Consider the following 19571-nt stretch of genomic DNA (forward strand, 5'->3'; position numbering starts at 1 on the left):
AATTAAGAAATGTCAGTCCAATTACCGTTTTCCCATCATGCACTCCTCATGCGGACTGACTTTTTTTCCTTATTGTTGATAGTATAAATAGCAGAACCCATGAAAAACAATACTTTAAGTCAATCTTATCCCTCAGCTAAAATGCCCAATTCCCAGAGTTCTATCCTACAAAAACCCTTAACCTACATCTCCTTGATTTTATTGGGAATGGGTGTCGGTATTGGGGGAACCATCGCCTATAGTTATCCCCACCTTTTCAGCGAACAAACACAAGCTATTGCCTCATCCACTACCCCTGAAGTTCCCGATCAATGGACTGCTTTACCCCCCATAACATCAGAAAACTTTGTTACAGATGTGGTTAAAAAAGTCGGTCCTGCGGTGGTGAGAATTGATGCTTCTCGCACCGTTAAAACCCAAGCTCCTGCTATGTTTGAAGATCCATTTTTCCGTCGCTTCTTTGGTTCCCAAGTTCCCAATGTTCCCAACGAACAAATTCAAACAGGAACAGGATCAGGATTTATTTTAAGCGAAGATGGAAAAATTATCACTAATGCTCATGTGGTTGCTGGAACCCAAGAGGTAGACGTAATTTTAAAAGATGGTCGAACTTTCACAGGGAAAGTGTTAGGAACAGATCCAATTACCGATGTAGCTGTTATCGATATCGAAGCGGATCAATTACCCACCGTTAAAGCAGGAAACTCCGATAATCTTAACGTAGGAGAATGGGCGATCGCTATCGGTAATCCTTTAGGATTAGATAACACCGTTACCACAGGAATTGTTAGTGCCACAGGGCGGAGTAGTTCTCAAATTGGGGTAGGAGATAAACGAGTTGACTTTATCCAAACGGATGCAGCCATTAACCCCGGTAATTCTGGAGGTCCTCTTCTCAATGCAAGAGGTGAAGTCATCGGAGTTAATACCGCTATCTACCGAAATGCTCAAGGTATTGGATTTTCTATTCCTATTAATCAAGCAAGAGAAATTGCCGATCAACTGATAGCCAAGGGAAGCGTAGATCATGCTTATCTAGGCATTCAGATGGTAGAGATTACCCCCGAAATTAAACAGAAATTACAAGAAGCTGGAGAGCTAAATATTCAAACAGAGTCAGGAGTTTTGATTGTTCAAGTTGTTCCTAATTCCCCCGCAGCCACTTCTGGTTTAAAATCAGGAGACATCATTAAATCCATTGATCAACAACCTCTAGAAACTCCTTCAGAAGTCCAACAAGCAGTAGCAAAAGTTGAGGTAGGTACCGTTATTCCTGTAGAGGTTGAACGGAATAATAAAACATTAAACTTAAATGTAAAGGTTGGAGTTTTACCCAATAGTTAGGGGTAAAAAACGATCAATTTATCTTTAACTACAGACATTTATTTTCTAGGGGTCAAAACTTCGACTTCGCTCAGTGTTGACCCCTACGGGAATGTGTAGCCATACTTGTTAAAATGAGCATAACTTATACCAAGTCTCCAATCACTTTTAAGCATTGGTATAATCTTTATGTTAAGAATCAGTAATTGTAATTACTTAAAAATGAGAAAACCCCTCGATGAGATAATAGATAGTAACTCTAATAATAAGGTGACCATCTCAATGATTCATCAAAAGGGGTACATAGGGATTTTTAGTGACAAGAGCATTTCCTACGATTAATCAGTAGGAAACCTCCTGTAATGATAGAAGTAAAACTATGGTTGAGAGTTCCAATCTTGTTCTATGGAGCCACAAGTATTTAGCAAATTGACCACAAACCTGACTAAAAGTTGATTTAAACTGACAGAATTATAATAAATCAATTAAAACAGACCATCTTTATTGACTACTAATCAACTTAGGCTTTTTAGCATAATTTATAAGAGAAAATATTGATAATATCTTGGATTAATTCCCTTAAATAAAAGCTATAATAGTCTAGTATAGCAGTTCCCATACTTGTGAGGTAAAAATTTTTTTAGTTTTAGGAGTCAGGAGTCAGGAGTTAGGAGTTATAACCTAAATATTGGGTGTACCTCATGAGTGTGAGAAACCCTATAAACTAAATCAACACTATGAAAAATTTGATCGTTGCTACGAGTAACCCGGGGAAATTGCAAGAAATGCAAGAATATTTAACAGGATTAGCCTGGGAGTTAAAACTCAAGCCCCCTGAACTCGATATTGAGGAAACTGGCGAAACCTTCTTAGATAATGCCATTCTCAAAGCTTCCCAGGTGGCCAAAGCGTTAGGAGAATGGGCGATCGCAGATGACTCCGGGTTAGCTGTTGAAGCTCTTGATGGTGCGCCCGGGTTATATTCGGCCCGATATGGTACTACGGACCAAGATAGAATCAACAGAGTCTTAACAGAATTAGGGGATAACGAGCATCGAAAAGCTAAATTTGTTTGCGCCATTGCCATGGCCCGTCCAGATGGTTCTATTGCCCTACAAACCGAAGGTGTTTGTCAAGGAGAAATATTGAAAACCCCTCTAGGAAATCAGGGGTTTGGTTATGATCCCATTTTTTATGTTCCTCAACACCAGCAAACCTTTGCCCAAATGACACCGAAATTGAAACGAGATGTATCCCATCGAGGTCAAGCTTTTGCACTTATTTTGCCGAAACTAAAGGAATTGTCTTAATTTTCTGGTTTAAACTCCATCGGGGACCCATTATCGAGTCCCCATAGATCCTAAACCGCTTCGAGATCGCTTTCTCCAGTGCGAATACGAATAGTTTGCTCAACAGGAGAAACAAAAATCTTGCCATCCCCAATTTCTCCCGTGCGTGCAGCCGCCGTCAGCTTTTCGATCACCATTGCTACCTGATTGTCCTCAACAACAATTTCTACCTTTAATTTTTGTAGAAATTCCACTGTATATTCTGAACCACGATAACGTTCCGTTTGTCCTTTTTGTCGTCCAAACCCCCGAACCTCAGAAACTGTCATCCCAACAATTCCCGCATTGACTAAAGCGATCTTTACTTCGTCTAATTTAAAGGGTCGGATAATCGCTTCTACCTTTTTCAAAGTGGGTTACTCCTCGTAATCTAGATTTATTCGTTGTCTACTATAGATAGGAATTCCCATTGCATCCCCTATAAACCCTAAGATTTTTAAGCATTGATGAATCTTGATCCTAGAAAAATTACAGCTTATTTAGAACACCCATGTTATCCCTTACATATTTTTGATACAGTTACCTCCACAAATCAAGTGGTCTGGGACTTATTAGCAGAAGGGAAACCTTTTCCTGTGATGGCCATCGCTTCTCAACAAACCGCAGGAAGGGGACAATGGGGCAGAAACTGGGTTTCTGCGGTGGGAGGACTTTATTTATCCATCGGTCTAAACTTGGAGATAGTTGCCGAAAATGCTCCCCATTTAACCCTATTTAGTGCTTGGGGAATTGCTCAAAATTTACGCAATTATGGACTACCAGTTAAGTTAAAGTGGCCTAACGACCTAATTCTGGAAATGAGAAAATTGGGGGGGATAAAGAGCGAAACTCGCGTACAACGACAGATGATTACCCACTGTGTTATTGGTGTGGGGATTAACTGGTGTAATACAGTGCCAGATCCAGGTATTGCGATCCAATCCTATTTTGAACCCCATAAAATTGACAGTTTAGAGACTTTAGCTGCCATCACCATCAATGGAGTTTTCCAGGGTTACCACTATTATTTGAAAAATGGTGTAGATAATTTACTGAGAAATTATGTAGAAATATTGGATAGTGTCGGGCGTAAAGTTATCATTGAAGGTATGACAGGAACTATCGTCGGCGTTAGCCCCCAAGGAGCGTTAAAAGTTTCTTTGCAGGCCCCAGGTGCCAAAACCACCCTAACACTGCCACCAGGAACCCTATCCCTTGGTTATCAACAAGGGGAATAGACTCCCCAGTTAAATAAAAATTAATAAGAGGAAGACGTAAGATTATGCAAGCAATTTATATTCCCCATTTACTAAACGCTCCAAATAGAACGCAAACCATTATCTTTGACGATTTTATCCCTGAATTGGAGAGCTTAACCCCCTTCCGAGGTAAAATGACTGTTCGTCACGGAGGAACTTTTTTGGAAGTAGGTGTCAAAGGAGAAACCATTATTACTTTGACCTGCGATCGCTGTTTACAACAGTATAATCGTCGTCTTAGTCTAGAGACTTCGGAAATTATTTGGTTAGATAAAGATGCAGAATTACAGCAAAATTATCCTCAAGAAAGAGAAGTTTCTTGGGAAGATTTATCCGAAACTTTGTCCCCAGAAGGTCATTTTCCCCCTCAAAGTTGGCTTTATGAACAATTATCTTTGGCTGTTCCTTTAAGACAATTATGTGGCAAAGATTGTCAACCACCAACTCTAAAAACAGATGAAAAAAATCCTCCTATTGATGCTCGCTGGGCTGGTTTAGAAGCTTTGAAACAACAATTATCCCAATAACTACAGGTTCGGGTTTGCTTTGGTAAGGGATACAAAAAATAAATAAATACTTACACTCTAGGGTACTTTAATGGTGAAAAAAATAGAAAAAGTTGCTCTTTTTGGTGGTACTCATGGGAACGAAATGACAGGAATTTTTTTAATTAAGAAATTCCTAGAAAATCCCTATTTAATTGAACGTCCAACTCTTAAGGTTTTTCCATTTTTGTCTAATCCTAGAGCGATAAAATTAAGAGTTAGATATACAGAAATTGATCTCAATCGATGTTTTGACTCGGAAGATATTGATAATTTAGATAATATTTTATACGAGGAACTTCTGGCGAAAAATATTCATCAGAAACTGCTCAAAAATCAGATAAATTTTCTGGTTGATCTCCATAGTACAACCTCCAATATGGGATTAACAATTATCCTTTCTGATACGGATGACTTTCATCTACAACTCTCTAGTTATTTAAGTTTTCTTTATCCGGATCTTAAAGTTTTATACTACCCTTCAAATGGGAAAAATAATTTATTAAGAAATAACACTGAGTTAGGATTAAGCATTGAAGTTGGTTCCATTGCTCAAGGAATTTTGGATGCAAACTTATTTATGAGAACCGAAAAACTTGTTTATAGTTTATTGGATTATTTAGATAAAAATAATCAAAATCAGCTTGGCAGTAAAAATCATCATCTAATTTTTTACGAAGTTTTTGAAAAACTGGATTATCCCAGAAAAAATGAAGAAATAGCGGCAATGATTCATCCTAATTTACAATTCAAAGACTATGAACCTCTTAATCCAGGAGATCCCTTATTTATGACTTTCAATAATCAAGCTATAACTTATCAAGGAGACTCTACTGTTTACCCCATTTTTATTAATGAAGCAGCCTATTATGAAAAAGGAATTGCTATGTGTTTAGCGAAAAAAAAAGAAATTATCGTAAATTTTCCCTGAAATTAATCAACAATTAATTATTAGGAAGAGTAGGCATAAAGTAACTACTCTTCCTAATAAAAACAATTAATCAAAACTCTTTTATCTCGGTTACATTTCCAGTAGTAAAATTATTAACAAAGTAGATGTCAAACAAGCAAAAAAAGTTCTAATTGCATTCCATCGATTCCAACGGGGTTCAAAATCAAAACGCGCTGCTTTTAATGTAGTTTCATTCATATCCATAACATCCCAAGTTTGTAGTTTATTGTTCAATGGGACATTAATAGTGAAAGTAGGTAATTGAACACCAAAAATGTAAACCAAACCAGAGATAATCAGCAGAGGTAAAAATTGATTTAATTGCCCAATACCAAGCATCACAGAAGTTATTAAGAAAATCATTGAACCAACCCAAACTAGGACAAAAATTGGCTGATTGTTCTGAATAATACCATCTATCACTTGGAAAGTGCCAATAAATTCTCGGTCATTTAAACGTCGTATTCCCGGCATCACAACTAAGACAAAAGCAAACAAAAATCCAGCAACCAAAGAACACAAAAATGTGGCTATACTTAACGAAATGGGCAAAATTATTTCTGTTGACATGAGACACTCCTTTTATTAATATTTGCTGATTAATTTAGTAAGATAAGCTCGGTGCTTGATGGAGATAGAAATCATCAACCAATTGTTTCAAAATGAAGTCAGCTACGTCAGCATAGGTGATTTTCAGTTGTGAACTCTTATCCGTTCCTGGAAAACCGTGACGATACTTTCCTGTACGTTCACCTTCTATAAATGCTCCTGGTCGAATAATTGTCCAATCTAAACCACTATTTTGTACACTTTTTTCCTGTCGTTGATGGTCCGCAAAAACATTACGCAAAATGAAGCTAAACATAATATATTTCCAGTAAAAATTGAGACTTCCCCAACTTTCACCGACTCCTAAAGTGGTTTGACAAATCAAGCGTTTCATCCCGCATCTTTTCATCCCTTCGATAATGTTTTTAGTTCCTTGCGAGCGAACCTTCCCGCTTAACTTTTTGCCGGAACCCAAAGTACAGACAACGATATCTTGTCCTCGTAGTGCTTGTTCGACTCTCGCACTGTCCATGACATCTCCCTGAAATAACTGGAGTTTGGGGTGCTTAATCTGGAGTTTCAGGGGATTTCGGGCAAAAGCTGTCACCTCGTGTCCTCCTTCGAGTGCTTGTTTCACCACTTGTTGACCAACATTACCAGTTGCGCCAAAAACTACGAGTTTCATAATTAATATCTCATTTCGTAACAACATCTTCAGCTTAGAGATTTTCCCCTGAGCAAACTATCGAGTTCTTGCTGTACTTGAACAATCTTGCCCTCAATTTGCATTTTCTTGCATATAATTAAGCAAAAACGTTAAAGAGTTAACCGTCAACAAAACAGAGGCAGTGGTGCAAAATATCAAAGTTGAGCAACTTCAAAATCCCCCCGGAGAAGGTAACTATCTTTGTAAAGATTGCCATACCGTGTTTGTTTCCTTCGCACCCCGTCCCCTTGAGTATTTACAGATTCAAGATGATGTAACTTACAACGGTTTATATCGTCCGGGGGAGATATTAATTACCCCTGCTAATGTCCCTTTGTTTGTTCGCTGGAAAGGTGAAGAAAATTGTTTACAAATTCAGATTAAGAGCAAGTTTTTAGATAAAATTGCTCAAGAAACCCTCGATGGTGATAGTAACTTGTTTAAACTTATGCCCCAATTTCAGGTAAATAATTCCCATATTCAAGGAATCACCAAGATACTTTTTGAAGAATGCCAACAGGAACTGTCCAAAAATCAACTTTATCTTGACTCTTTAGCTAACATTTTAGCTATTAATCTTGTGCGACATCATGGTACAACTAAACCTGTTTTACCTGTTTATAAAGGAGGTTTATCACCTTATCAACTCAGCCAAGTTTTTGATTATATTGATGCTCATCTTGATCAAAATCTTAAATTAGAAGACTTAGCTAGACTGCTCGATATCAGTCAATTTCATTTTAGTCGTTTATTTAAACAGTCTCTTGGTTTATCTCCTTATCAATACCTAATCGAGCAACGCATAGAAAAAGCTAAACAATTGTTGAAACAAAGCAATTACTCCATCATTGATATTGCTTTAAATTGTGGATACAGTAGTCATAGTCATTTAAGTAAACAGTTTAGACAAGTAACCGGTATGACTCCAAAAGCTTATCGCCTAAATTAGATACAATATAAATTTAAAAAATGAGAGAAGAAAAACTATGAAATTAATTACGAAAATGGCAACAGCTATCAATGTTTCTTTAATGGTGTTGTTACATTTGCCGCCTAGTTTGGCGCAAACACCATCCATTGAAATGAAAGCCGAAAATACTCTACAAGAAATGCTTAACTATCTTAAAGAGCAGTCTTCTTTAAAATTTCAAGCTGATGTTGCTCAAGATTTAGTTTTTACTAATGGTCAAAAAATCCAAGTAGGTGCCATAGTTAACGTTAAAGTACGCCGTCCCGATAAGCTTAACATCGATTACCAAGGCGATCGCAATCATATACGCTTTTATTTTGATGGAAAAACCTTTACAATGGAAGGGTTAACCAACAAGGTTTATGCTAACTTTTCAGATCCTTCAGAGGTTGATAATATTAGTGCTTTAGTGACGCGAATAGGAGAGAAACTAAATATCACCTTACCTTTAGGAGAAATTATCTCCACAGATAATGATTTAGAAAGTATCAAAGGAAGGATCACCAGTGGTATTTATGTAGGAGAAAGTCAAGTCAATGGTATTGTTTCTCATCATTTAGCTTTTACTCAAGACAATCTTGATTGGCAAATTTGGATCGAAAAAGGAGAACAACCCCTTCCTAGAAAATTAGTGATTACTTATAAACAAGATCCCCTTTCTCCTCAATATTCTGCTGTCTTGTCTGATTGGAACTTTGACCCTATTTCAGAACAAGATCCCGTCTTTTCTTTTCAACCAGCAAAGGATGCTGACGAAATCGATTTTCTGATCATAGAACCTTGAAACTTTCACTATAATTCTAGGATAGTTGATCAAATAAAATTCCATTACATTAAGTGAGAAAGCAAGATGATGAAACAATTAACTAGCAAAAAATCACCAATTTTTCCCATTATCTTTATTTGTGTATTAATTCTAAATTATTATACTCCAAGCCATTTTGTAGCGGTAGAAGCTAGAACATTTAGAAGGGGTGGAACCCGTGGTGGTGGTCGTCAGATTAATCGTAGTGGTAGGCAGGGATCTCGACAAATTAATCGTGGATCTCGTCAAAATAACCGCCAAATTAATCGTGATGGTCGAGATTTTGACCGTGGATCTCGTCAGGAAAACCGTCAAGGAAATATTAATGAACGTCGAGACAATCGTCAAGGAAATGTCGATGATCGCCAACAAAATCGTCAAGAAAATTTTGATAATCGTCAACAAAACCGTCAAGAAAATATCGATAATCGTCAAGATTTTAGAAACGATCGCTGGGATGATGTTAGTGATTGGCGCAACGATCGTTGGGATTATTGGAATGATTGGAATGACTGGGTAAATACTAGATACTGGGTTGGTTTAGGAGTATCTTTATTAGCGATTCCTGCTACTGCGATCGCTGTTTCTGCTGCTAATCAAGACTATTATTATAATGAGGGGGTTTATATGCAGCCTCAAGGGGATTCTTATGTAGTAGTTTCCGCTCCCTTAGGTGCAGTTATATCCACTCTTCCTGAAGGTTATCTACCTGTTTCAGTTAACAATTTAAACTATTATTATTATGGTGGAGCGTTTTATCAAGCATCTTCTAATGGTTATATTGTTGTACAAGCACCTGTGGGTGCTATAGTGCCATTTATTCCCGATGGATATGAGACAACTGTTATGGGAGGTACAACTTATTATCAGTACGGAGGTGTCCGTTATCAACCTGTTTATGATGGTGGTAATTTAGTTTATAAAGTTGTTTAATAAACTAAAGAATCATGGGGTTTCTTTTACCCTGTTTTAAGTTTATTTTTACTCCAGATTGAATGTCTAAATCTGATTATACTTTAGATACGTTCATTAGTTTGTCTTTAGCTAAAATGTTATATTTTCAGTATTTGGGTAAGATTGTTATCGACGATGTTTATATTTTAAACATTTTTACTTTCTAAGAATGAGGATTTAAAATTGATTGAACTTACATTTGTTGATAAGAAGCCAAAAGTAACCATTAATGGGAAAGAAGTTAAGGTCTTTCCTAGACGAGAAGAAGGACGTATCTTAGTTGAAAATCCTGAAAATATAGAACTTAAAGATATTGAGAATATAAAGTTACTCACAATACCAGACAAAATATTTTTTTACCTAAATGTAGAAAATAGTCAAGAAGAAAAATCATTTTTAGTTGATTTTATATTGATTAAAAAAATAGACAATAATAATTTTACATTAGAACTGAGTGGTCCTATTGAACCTGGTAAATGGAATACAAAATACTTTTATCCTATTTTTGAGAAGCATTTTAAAACTTTATCAACTGAACGGGATCGAGCATGCTATGATGTCGACAGTATGGATACTCATCAGTTTGATTCAGAAAATTATTACTTTAATATTTTAATATCAATAGATAAACATTACCAATATAAAACAATCAAGGAAATTGTCCAAATATACAAAGATAAAATTAGTTCTGTCTATCAAGAAACAATGCAAGAGCTTGCTTTGACTATGACAGACAATAGTATTTTAGATGAAACAATTGCTTTAAAATTTAATTTTCCTCAACATTTAAAAGCTTTATGTAAACAATATCTATTTTATTTTGAAAAGTTTCTTTTAGATAATAGTGTCGTCTGTACATTAACTTTAATTGATAAAAATGACATCACCTACATGAATATAAAAGTCGATGAATCTACCATAAATATTGATAATTTAAAAGAAACATTAGTCGGATATTTTTCTCTACCTATTTTAGCACAAGAAAATATGTATTTTGAAAGTCAAGATATGAAAATTCAACAATTACTGGCTAATGTAGAACACCTAAAATCTCAATTAAGATTGGCTAATCTGACAATTGTAAAACATGAACAATTATCTTTATCAAAACCTGTTGGATACGTAATCATAGATTCTTTACACAAAGATAGTGCTATCGAGCTTTATGATGGATTTATTAAAATTAAGAAGATAATAAAGTTAAAATTATTTGGAATTGATATTGAATTAGATATTCCCTTTCTTTTAGAAAAAATAAACAAGAAATTGTAGAAAATTATCTTTATAATTGGAGGATTTAACTTATTAATAGACAGAGTATAAAGCTGCTATATTAAATTTCAATGCAATGTATAAAGATAATTATATTATTAACACTCCTATTAGTTATAGGAAAAAGTATGGACAGTTTTTTACTCCATCTCTAGTTGCTTCTATTATGGCTAAATGGGTGATAGAAAATCAACCGAAAACTATTTTAGATCCTGCTTTCGGTTTGGGTATTTTTTATGAAGAAATAAGTAAACTAAATTTAGAAAATAAATGGCATTTTACTACTTATGAAATTGATAAAAATATTTTGAATTATTTAGATAATTTTCAAAATAATAACAATCTAACTATTTTTAATCAAGATTATTTAGCATCAGACATTAATTACTATGATGCAATTATTTGTAATCCTCCTTATATGAGGTTCCAAAAATTTATTAATAGACATAATATACTCCCTAAAATAGAAAAACAAATCGGTAAAAAATTAGTTGGTTACTCGAATATTGCTTCTATTTTTCTAATTAAAGCGTTACAACAACTCAATCTTAATGGAAGACTTGCCTTTATTCTTCCCTTTGAATTTTTTAATACAGGATATGGAAAGGAAATCAAAAAAACACTGCTTGAAAAATACTTGTTAAAACAGATTATTATTTTTGCTAACGAAAAAGATATTTTTCCTGACGCAACTACTACTATTTGTATTTTATTGTGTGAAAATAATCAGACTAAACAAGATGTAAAAATAACAAACATTAATAGTAACCAAGAAATTCAAAATATATCTAATATTAGTGATTATTATCATCATAAGCTGACTAATTATCAATTACCTGATAATGAAAAATGGACACCGATTATTTTATCATTAATATCTCACACAACAATTCCTGAAGGTTTCTGCAAATTATCAGATTATGGTACATTTAAAAGAGGTATCGCTACCGGAGCAAATAATTTTTTTGCTTTGAATAAAACTAAAATTGAACAGTTACAAATTAATGATAATAATATTTCTCTGTGTATTACTAAAAGTAATTTAGTTAAAAAAGCTATTTTTACCGATGATGATTTACAATTACTGATCGAGCAAGACAAAACTATTTATTGCTTAGACATCAAGGATAATAATGATACAGCAGTCATAAATTATATTAAACTAGGAGAAGAAAAAGCATATAATCAAAGATATTTAACCAAAAATAGACAACCTTGGTACAAACTAGAAAAAAGAGAACCTGCACCTATTTTGTTTGGTGTTTTTAATCGTGGAAGAATTAAAGTGATTCGTAATCTTACAACGGCGATAAATTTTACTTGCTATCATGGTTTTCATCCTAACTTATTGGGAAATAACTTGATTGATAAATTGTTTATTTATTTAATTAGTGATCTAGGACAGGAAATTATTAAAATGAATAAAAGAAGCTATGGTAATAACTTAGATAAATTTGAACCTGGAGATTTAAACAATAGTTATTGCCCTAGTATGCAACAATTTGACTTGATCAATGAACAAGAAACTACTCAAATTATTAAAATAGCTAAAATAGATGAAAAAAAAGCTATCACTATGAGTAATGAATTAATTAAGCAGATCATTAAACATTAAATGACTATGTTAGATAACAAATTTACATATATATACTTACACGGATTTGCATCTAGTCCCCAATCTATCAAAGCACAAAAATTTAAAGAGCTTTTTGCCAGTCAAAATATTCCTTTAATCATTCCTGATTTGAATCAAGGCGACTTTTATAATTTAACTTTGACTCGACAGATTAAACAAGTATCAAAGTATATCGAAAATGATTCTAATTCTGTTGTTTTAATCGGATCAAGTTTAGGAGGATTAACCGCAACTTTTGTAGCAGAAAAACACACAAAAGTAAAGCGATTAATTTTGTTAGCACCTGCTTTTAAATTTTTCAGTCATTGGTCAAAAAATATCAATCAAGATACTTTTCGTACTTGGAAAAACAAAGGAGAATTATCAACTTATCACTATGGATATGACAAAGAATTGCCCTTAAGTTATCAATTTATTATTGATGGTCAAACCTATCAAGAAACTATATTAGAACGTCCTGTACCTACTTTAATTTTTCACGGAAAAAATGATCAGGTCATTCCCATCGAATCCAGTTATGATTATGCTCAAACGAGGAAATGGGTTAAAGTTATACAACTCGATAGTGATCATGGACTAACTGAGATGGTACCTGAAATTTGGAAACAAATTCAAACCGATCTCAACTGTTGCCCATAATTTTACTCATAAAAAAGAGTATCTTAGGTTTATTTTTTGAGACTTTAAGGTTTAATAGATATTAGGAACATTTAGTATATTGAGAGGAGTTAATCAAAAACAGTGTTTGTCCTCAATGGTTACGAATATGTATTGGGTTTTCTACTCGCTTGTAGTTTAATCCCTATTCTCGCTCTAACTGCATCAAAAATCTTACGTCCCAGTGGTGGCGGGCCAGAAAGACGCACCACCTACGAATCAGGTATGGAACCCATCGGCGGAGCTTGGATTCAATTCAATATCCGTTATTATATGTTTGCCCTAGTCTTCGTAGTGTTCGACGTAGAAACGGTTTTTCTCTACCCTTGGGCGGTTGCCTTTAACCGCTTAGGTTTACTAGCTTTTGTCGAAGCTTTGGTTTTCATAGCTATTCTAGTAGTTGCCCTCGTTTATGCTTGGCGTAAAGGCGCGTTAGAATGGTCATAAAACTTAAGCAATTATTATCAATCGACAATTGTAGTTTATCGATCCATTATTAATATCTTATGATTCTGAACACAACCTCCGATCCATCCGATATACAGCAGCTACAAAAAGAAAAAATTCTTAACCCGGCTGCCCGTAGTCAAGTTACCCAAGATTTGTCAGAAAATATAATCTTAACCACCGTAGACGATCTCCACAACTGGGCAAGACTATCCAGTTTGTGGCCTTTGCTATACGGAACCGCTTGCTGTTTTATCGAATTTGCAGCCCTTATTGGCTCTCGCTTCGATTTTGATCGTTTTGGTCTAGTTCCCCGTTCTAGCCCCCGACAAGCAGATTTACTCATCACTGCGGGAACAATCACCATGAAAATGGCACCTGCTTTGGTACGTCTCTATGAAGAAATGCCCGATCCCAAATATGTGATCGCAATGGGTGCTTGTACCATCACTGGTGGAATGTTTAGCAGCGACTCTACAACCGCAGTGCGTGGAGTAGATAAACTAATTCCTGTGGATGTATATATCCCTGGTTGTCCTCCCCGTCCCGAAGCTATTTTCGACGCTATCATCAAACTGCGTAAAAAAGTTTCCAACGAAACTATCCAGGAACGGTCTGCGGTGATGGAACAAACCCACCGTTACTATAGCACCCCCCACAAAATGAAAGCCGTTTCCCCCATTTTAACCGGGAAGTATTTAGCCACCCCCACCCGTCAAGCTCCTCCCAAGGAATTAACCGAAGCGATCGGTATGGAAGTTCCCCCCGCTCTGTTGTCCGAAAAACAAAAGGAGAAAGCCTAATATGGTTGACGAAAATACCCCAGATAATGCCCCAGAAACCGAACAAGCAGCCATTGTACAAGCAGGGCCTGTTTCGAGTTGGTTAACCGAAAATGACTTTGCTCATGATGGACTCGAACCGGATCATTTAGGGATCGAATTAATTAAAGTATCCCCCGACTTTTTAATCCCTCTCTGCACAGCATTGTACGCCTACGGATTTAATTATTTACAATGTCAAGGTGCTTACGATCTAGGGCCCGGAAAAGAACTGGTTAGCTTCTATCACTTGGTGAAAGTTACGGATAACTGCGACAAACCAGAAGAAGTGCGTATCAAGGTGTTTGTCCCCAGAGATGAACCCCATATCCCTTCTGTTTATTGGATCTGGAAAGCGGCAGATTGGCAAGAACGCGAAAGCTATGATATGTATGGCATTATTTACGATGGTCATCCTGATCTTAAACGCATTTTGATGCCAGAAGATTGGGTTGGTTGGCCTTTACGAAAGGACTATGTTTCCCCTGATTTTTACGAGTTACAAGACGCTTATTAAGTCTACTGTCTTGTTATCTTTTTTCCTCTCAACTTTGGTTAGGTTGGGGGGAATTTCCTTATCATAGCAAAAAATTTTGGTACAGAATCAACCCTCTTTTTTGGTAACTGAAAAAGACAAACCTTTTGGTCCTTACGTGGTGGCAGTTTGGCCATGTTTATGCTAGAACATATACTATCTTAATATTTTTTTAATGGAAAGAGACTTTGACTACAGGTTACCCTTGGCGCAAAGAGTGTTCATACTTATTCAAGAAAATGTTGCTCCAAAAACATTTAGATCCTCAACTGCGAGTTCCTTGGTATTGTGCGCAAGTAGGTATTTTTATATTCCCTGTAAGTCAGTTTTCAGGTAGTATATTTCTTTTGCTATCTTTTGTCACTGTTTATATAGAGAAACGTCAAGAAATTCAAAACAATTCTATTAATTGGGGATTTGCTTGTTTAGGGTTTTTGCTAATTATTACAGTTTTCTTGTCCTCTAATTATATAGCGGGTGTTAAAGGATTAGTTAATTTTTTACCATACTTTTTTATTTTTGCTTTTTTCAGTCAATTAGTTCAACATTATACACAATTAAAACAGTTAACTTGGATATTATTTTTGTCTGCATTTCCTATTTTATTGTTAGGATTTGGACAAATCTTTTTAGAGTGGGCTGGACCAATAAAATGGGGATTAATAGTAAATTGGCATTTACACTATATGGGAAATCCTACTTATCGAATGTCATCAGTTTTTTATCATGCTAATTTTTGTGCTAGCTATTTGGTGACTGTGTTTATTTTAGGCTTAGGGTTGTTGTTAGCCCAATTTTTGCGCCCTATTTCCCTCAATAATCTTATCAAAGCAATTATTTTGATTATATGCAACAGTTTAATCGTTATTGCCTTAATCTTGACCCATTCTCGTAATGCTTGGATGGTTACTTTTCTTAGTTGTTTAGCCTTTATTTTGTATTTGAGCTGGTATTGGCTATTAATTCCAGTAGCAACAGGGATAACAATAGTTTTTTCTACTGCTTTTGGCAACTTTTCATTTCAAAATCGGTTACAATCAATCATTCCAATCTTTATTTGGGGACGATTAAATGATTCTTTATACCCAGAACGTGATATTAATACATTGCGTATAACTCAGTGGAAATTTGCTTGGAATTTTACAATTCAGTCTCCTTGGATCGGAGGGGGATTAGGTAATTTTGGATATCTTTATGAAGCTGAGACTCAGACTTTTATAAGTCACCCTCATAATTTAATTCTTATGCTCACTTCAGAAGTTGGAATTCCAGCCACCCTTTGTTTATATAGTTTAGTTGGATGGATTGTAATTAAAGGAGTAATACTTTTCAAGTCTTTATCAAATACTTATACAATAAGAAATGATTTTTTCAAAACAATCTCGAAATATTATAAATCTAAAAACTTAAAAAGAATCATTAAAAAAGAATTTAAAGTAATTATTTTTAGTTATTTAGTAGCTTTATTATCCTATGCCATTTTTAATATCTTTGATGTTGTCATTTTTGATACTAGAGTCAATTTACTACCTTGGTTGCTTTTATCTTCCATTAATGGATTAACTTTACAAAAATCAGGTATTAATTAAATTGATTACTATGGAAAAGTTTACAATTATCATTACTACTTATAACAGATTACCTTTTCTAAAAGTTGCTCTCAAGTCAGCTTTAATACAAACAGTACCTTGTGAGATTATTGTTGTTGACGATGGATCATCAGATGGAACTGAAGCTTATATGAGAAGCTTAGGTAATCGTATTATTTATTGTCGTAATTGTATAAATAGAGGTCATTCTGCAGCGGTTAATAGAGGAGTAAAACTCGCCAGCAATCAATGGATAAAACTATTAGATGATGATGATTATCTAGAGCCTCAATGTATTGAGGTGCTGACTCAAGCTATTTGTGACTTCCCCAATGCTGTTATTTGCTCTGGTCAAGTCACAATAACTGATTCTCAAGGAAAAAAAATTGGTCAAACAAAAACATATACTAATAGTTCTTTTTGTGTTCATCAGGAAGATATTCATTATGGAATGCTGCTAGATATGCTACCATTAGGAACTCCAGTTCAGGTGGCTTTTAATAAACAAGCTTTTCTAAAATCACAAGGATGGGACAGTACATTCGATGGAAACTATGATGATATTGATTCATGGAGTAGAATCTGTCAGTATGGTGATGTGCTTTTCATTAATCACCTGATAGGCTATAGAAGATTATGGACAGGGTCTTGTCATAAGCAATTATCTTTACAAAAACGTTGCGAAATGAATATAAAAATCAAGCAAAATATTTACAAATTAGTTCACAATAAACATCAAAAAAAACTTCCTAAAATATTGGTTATTCAATCTTATGTTAGATGGCATTGGTTTTTCGTAGCACTTAAAAAAAGAACCCTATTAACAGGTATAAAATTGGTCGTGTTTAGTCCCTATGCTTTAGGGGGGTTAGAATTACTGTTTAAAATTTATTATGTTAAGCAGTTTCGTTTGTTTTTTCAATACTTTACTTTTGAGTTTAATTAGTGAATTGATTTCTTAACTTGGGGTATGAGAGAATATTTATTGTTATCGATCATGGAATTAATGGCAGATTTTGTATGGCAGTGATGTGTATCACATCCCGCAAGTGACTGGTATTATTGCGTCATTAAGTCAAATTAATGAATATTTAAGTCGCGGCCAAACACAACAAGGCACTTTGATTTTTTATGGGGTTTCTCCCTGTCAAAGCTATTCAATACCTTATTATCATAATGCTACCGTCTAAGAATAACCCATGATAATCAAAATGATCACTCAAGGATTGAGTTCCTAAAAGAACCCTACAGATTAGATTATACCAAGTCTTTTTCACTGCTAAATTCCTAAAAATTCAGATTTTCCGTCTCTAATATCCCTGCTCAAGATCACAAAATTAGATCATTGAGTAGCTTTTTTTGGAGAATGCTCTCGATAATTCGTTAGAATCAATGGTAGAGCTATTATTGCTCGTCATCCATCTAGCCAAAACAACCTACCAATGGAGATTAAAGCTGTTCAAGCTGGTTATTACGGAGATACGAATTTTCGCACTCCCCCACCAGATTTAGAATCCTTACTACTGAAAGAGCGTATTATCTACTTAGGATTGCCTCTGTTCTCTTCAGATGAAATAAAGCAACAAGTTGGCATTGATGTTACTCAATTGATTATCGCTCAATTGCTTTATTTACAATTCGATAACCCCGATAAACCCATTTTCTTCTACATCAACTCCACAGGGACATCTTGGTACACAGGAGATGCCATTGGTTTTGAAACAGAAGCCTTCGCTATTTGCGATACCATGAACTACATTAAGCCTCCCATCCATACTATTTGTATTGGCCAGGCTATGGGGACAGCGGCGATGATACTATCCGCAGGGACCAAAGGCTGTCGAGCCAGTCTCCCCCACGCTACCATAGTTCTCAATCAAAACCGTTCTGGTGCGCGCGGCCAAGCAACGGATATTCAAATTCGGGCCAAAGAAGTTTTGCATAATAAGCAAACAATGTTAGAAATTTTAGCCCACAATACTGGACAAGCCGCAGAAAAAATTTCTAAAGATATCGATCGCACTTTCTATTTAACCCCAGACAAAGCCAAAGAGTACGGGTTGATCGATCGTGTTTTAGAAAGTACCAAAGAACTTCCTAAAGCCTTAAGTCCAGTTGGTTAATTACTATTTTCCCCAAGTTATCACTAAGTTGGGAGTGAAATTAAGTTGTGGGTGATAAAGATTATGTTCCCCTTAAAAATCATTCAACTCCTAACTCCTAACTCACCTTGTTTACCCTTACTTTGAGTCAAGCTTATGCCTATTGGTGTTCCTAGTGTTCCTTATCGTCTTCCTGGTAGTCAATACGAAAGATGGATTGATATCTATACTCGTTTAGGCCAAGAAAGAATTATTTTCCTGGGTCAAGAAGTAACCGACGGTATCGCCAATCGTATTGTTGCTTTATTGCTATATCTCGATTCCGAAGACCCCAATAAACCAATTTATCTTTATATCAACTCCCCTGGAGGTTCGGTAACTGCTGGTATGGCTATCTACGATACTATGCAGTATATTAAGTCCGAAGTAATCACCATTTGTGTTGGTTTAGCTGCGTCTATGGGGTCATTTTTATTGGCAGCAGGGACTCCCGGAAAGCGTCTTGCTTTACCAAACGCCAGAATCATGATTCACCAACCTCTGGGGGGAACCGGAGGACGAAGACAAGCGACAGATATCGAAATCGAAGCCAACGAAATTTTACGCATTCGTTCCCAGTTGAACCAACTTTTAGCAAATCAATGTGGACAAACTCTCGAAAAGATTGAAAAAGATACAGACAGAGATTATTTTATGTCCGCCGACGAAGCTAAAGAATATGGCCTGATTGATAAGGTAATTGAAGAAAAAAGCCTTTAATTATTTCAACCCTTTGGTGACGGTTGTATTGAGAATTTCCCCCATGATCTTGCTTAGGTTATGGGGGTACTTTTACCAATAAGATAATAAAACTGTACAAAAAAAGGGTGTGTAGTAAACACACCCCAATCCGCAATCATGACTACATACAAGAAATAGCTTTAAGACTCACCGTTCGCTTATTTTTAGGAGTCAGGTAAGGTAAAAGAGGTTGAAAAGCTTACTCTGTAAAGGATGGAGCGAACAATGAGGAGCGCATTTATCCCGAAGCGAAGAACTTAGTCGTATAAATGGATTCTGGAATATTCTTGACGGGGTGACAAGAATTGGAAAAAACGTATCAAACCAAGGTTTCAGAATCT

General features: G+C 35.4%; 21 protein-coding genes. 18 read left to right on the forward strand and 3 right to left on the reverse strand.

Going from position 1 to position 19571, the window contains the following annotated elements; all coding sequences use genetic code 11:
• Positions 1-99: 99 nt before the first annotated feature.
• A complete protein-coding gene (locus P9B04_RS07855; protein WP_342054439.1) occupies positions 100-1344 on the forward strand; it encodes an HhoA/HhoB/HtrA family serine endopeptidase in 1245 nt (414 codons plus the stop codon).
• Between the two features lie 716 nt (positions 1345-2060).
• Positions 2061-2633 (forward strand): RdgB/HAM1 family non-canonical purine NTP pyrophosphatase, encoded by a 573-nt coding sequence (gene rdgB, locus P9B04_RS07860; protein WP_342054440.1) that lies wholly within the window; start codon positions 2061-2063, stop codon positions 2631-2633.
• 50 nt (positions 2634-2683) lie between these two features.
• On the opposite strand, the gene P9B04_RS07865 is transcribed toward rdgB, so the two are convergent.
• Positions 2684-3022 (reverse strand): P-II family nitrogen regulator, encoded by a 339-nt coding sequence (locus P9B04_RS07865; protein WP_342054441.1) that lies wholly within the window; start codon positions 3020-3022, stop codon positions 2684-2686.
• Between the two features lie 96 nt (positions 3023-3118).
• On the opposite strand from P9B04_RS07865, the gene P9B04_RS07870 reads away from it, so the two are divergent.
• The 3 genes from P9B04_RS07870 (at position 3119) to P9B04_RS07880 (ending at position 5386) form a co-directional block, all read left to right on the forward strand.
• Entirely contained in the window at positions 3119-3889 is a 771-nt protein-coding gene (locus tag P9B04_RS07870; RefSeq protein ID WP_342054442.1) for a biotin--[acetyl-CoA-carboxylase] ligase, read from the forward strand.
• 44 nt (positions 3890-3933) lie between these two features.
• Positions 3934-4437: a YceD family protein gene (locus P9B04_RS07875; RefSeq protein WP_342054443.1), complete on the forward strand. Its 504-nt coding sequence runs from the start codon at positions 3934-3936 to the stop codon at positions 4435-4437.
• A gap of 70 nt (positions 4438-4507) precedes the next feature.
• Positions 4508-5386 carry an aspartoacylase gene (locus tag P9B04_RS07880; RefSeq protein WP_342054444.1) on the forward strand — a complete coding sequence of 293 codons (879 nt, stop codon included), beginning with the start codon at positions 4508-4510 and terminating at the stop codon, positions 5384-5386.
• A 90-nt stretch (positions 5387-5476) separates the two neighbouring features.
• Here the strand turns inward: P9B04_RS07880 and P9B04_RS07885 are convergent, their stop codons facing one another.
• Together P9B04_RS07885 and P9B04_RS07890 are read right to left on the reverse strand one after the other, a co-directional pair.
• Positions 5477-5977 carry an anthrone oxygenase family protein gene (locus tag P9B04_RS07885; protein ID WP_342054445.1) on the reverse strand — a complete coding sequence of 167 codons (501 nt, stop codon included), beginning with the start codon at positions 5975-5977 and terminating at the stop codon, positions 5477-5479.
• A 34-nt stretch (positions 5978-6011) separates the two neighbouring features.
• Entirely contained in the window at positions 6012-6641 is a 630-nt protein-coding gene (locus P9B04_RS07890) for an NAD(P)-dependent oxidoreductase (protein WP_342054446.1), read from the reverse strand.
• Positions 6642-6804: 163 nt separating this feature from the next.
• Between P9B04_RS07890 and P9B04_RS07895 the strand changes: the two genes are divergently transcribed.
• The 13 genes from P9B04_RS07895 (at position 6805) to P9B04_RS07955 (ending at position 19209) form a co-directional block, all read left to right on the forward strand.
• Complete coding sequence (locus P9B04_RS07895) at positions 6805-7611, forward strand: AraC family transcriptional regulator (RefSeq protein ID WP_342054447.1); 807 nt, start codon at positions 6805-6807, stop codon at positions 7609-7611.
• Positions 7612-7648: 37 nt separating this feature from the next.
• Positions 7649-8416 carry a DUF2092 domain-containing protein gene (locus P9B04_RS07900; protein WP_342054448.1) on the forward strand — a complete coding sequence of 256 codons (768 nt, stop codon included), beginning with the start codon at positions 7649-7651 and terminating at the stop codon, positions 8414-8416.
• A gap of 66 nt (positions 8417-8482) precedes the next feature.
• On the forward strand, positions 8483-9370 hold the full coding sequence (locus P9B04_RS07905) for a DUF6515 family protein (RefSeq protein ID WP_342054449.1): 888 nt from the start codon (positions 8483-8485) through the stop codon (positions 9368-9370).
• Positions 9371-9574: 204 nt separating this feature from the next.
• Positions 9575-10663, forward strand: a complete 1089-nt coding sequence (locus P9B04_RS07910) for a hypothetical protein (RefSeq protein WP_342054450.1) — start codon at positions 9575-9577, stop codon at positions 10661-10663.
• 76 nt (positions 10664-10739) lie between these two features.
• Positions 10740-12278, forward strand: coding sequence for an HsdM family class I SAM-dependent methyltransferase (locus P9B04_RS07915; RefSeq protein ID WP_342054451.1), 1539 nt, complete (start codon positions 10740-10742; stop codon positions 12276-12278).
• Complete coding sequence (locus P9B04_RS07920) at positions 12279-12938, forward strand: YqiA/YcfP family alpha/beta fold hydrolase (protein WP_446717980.1); 660 nt, start codon at positions 12279-12281, stop codon at positions 12936-12938.
• A 102-nt stretch (positions 12939-13040) separates the two neighbouring features.
• Positions 13041-13403 carry a photosynthetic/respiratory NAD(P)H-quinone oxidoreductase subunit C gene (gene ndhC / locus P9B04_RS07925; protein ID WP_342054453.1) on the forward strand — a complete coding sequence of 121 codons (363 nt, stop codon included), beginning with the start codon at positions 13041-13043 and terminating at the stop codon, positions 13401-13403.
• A gap of 59 nt (positions 13404-13462) precedes the next feature.
• Positions 13463-14206, forward strand: coding sequence for a photosynthetic/respiratory NAD(P)H-quinone oxidoreductase subunit K (gene ndhK, locus P9B04_RS07930; RefSeq protein WP_342054454.1), 744 nt, complete (start codon positions 13463-13465; stop codon positions 14204-14206).
• A gap of 1 nt (position 14207) precedes the next feature.
• Entirely contained in the window at positions 14208-14741 is a 534-nt protein-coding gene (locus P9B04_RS07935) for an NAD(P)H-quinone oxidoreductase subunit J (RefSeq protein WP_342054455.1), read from the forward strand.
• A gap of 257 nt (positions 14742-14998) precedes the next feature.
• Positions 14999-16348, forward strand: a complete 1350-nt coding sequence (locus P9B04_RS07940; protein ID WP_342054456.1) for an O-antigen ligase family protein — start codon at positions 14999-15001, stop codon at positions 16346-16348.
• 10 nt (positions 16349-16358) lie between these two features.
• Positions 16359-17294 (forward strand): glycosyltransferase family 2 protein, encoded by a 936-nt coding sequence (locus P9B04_RS07945; protein WP_342054457.1) that lies wholly within the window; start codon positions 16359-16361, stop codon positions 17292-17294.
• 496 nt (positions 17295-17790) lie between these two features.
• Entirely contained in the window at positions 17791-18471 is a 681-nt protein-coding gene (locus tag P9B04_RS07950; RefSeq protein WP_342054458.1) for an ATP-dependent Clp protease proteolytic subunit, read from the forward strand.
• A 135-nt stretch (positions 18472-18606) separates the two neighbouring features.
• The gene (locus tag P9B04_RS07955; RefSeq protein WP_342054459.1) at positions 18607-19209 is read left to right on the forward strand and encodes an ATP-dependent Clp protease proteolytic subunit; all 603 of its coding nucleotides are present in this window, start codon (positions 18607-18609) and stop codon (positions 19207-19209) included.
• The last annotated feature ends 362 nt before the right edge of the window (positions 19210-19571 follow it).

It is taken from the genome of Crocosphaera sp. Alani8 (assembly GCF_038442745.1).
Lineage (GTDB): Bacteria > Cyanobacteriota > Cyanobacteriia > Cyanobacteriales > Microcystaceae > Crocosphaera.